The sequence below is a fragment of the Mesorhizobium abyssinicae genome, from assembly GCF_049887195.1.
GTDB lineage: Bacteria > Pseudomonadota > Alphaproteobacteria > Rhizobiales > Rhizobiaceae > Mesorhizobium > Mesorhizobium abyssinicae.
Genome location: NZ_JARAKC010000118.1, coordinates 1 through 506 on the forward strand (window position 1 = coordinate 1; position 506 = coordinate 506).

Consider the following 506-nt stretch of genomic DNA (forward strand, 5'->3'; position numbering starts at 1 on the left):
GCCCTGTCGATATCGGCGCTGGAATGCGCCGCCGACATCTGGGTGCGGATACGGGCTTGGCCCTTCGGCACCACCGGGAAGGAAAAGCCGATGACATAGATGCCGCGCTTCAGCATGCGTGCCGCCATCTCCTGTGCCAGAGCCGCATCGCCCAGCATCACCGGGATGATCGGATGATCTGCACCAGCCAGCGTGAAGCCAAGCTTGCCCATCTGAGACCGGAAGCGTTCCGCATTGGCATAGAGGCCCTCGCGAAAGGCGCCGCCATTGCGGATCATGTCGAACACCTTGATCGAGGCGCCGGCGATCGCCGGCATCAGCGTGTTGGAGAACAGGTAGGGCCGCGAGCGCTGGCGCAGCCAGTCGACCACCTGGGCTTTGCCTGAGGTGTAGCCGCCGGACGCGCCGCCCAGCGCCTTGCCGAGCGTGCCGGTGATGATATCCACCCTGCCCTCGACGCCACAATGCTCGGCCGAGCCGCGGCCGTTCTTGCCGACGAAGCCGAC

1 protein-coding gene is annotated in these 506 nt (G+C 65.8%); it reads right to left on the bottom strand.

Features of this window, described 5'->3' with window-relative positions:
• The coding region (locus PU724_RS33890; protein WP_426213847.1) for an aminotransferase class I/II-fold pyridoxal phosphate-dependent enzyme at nucleotides 1–506 on the bottom strand (506 nt) is incomplete at both ends.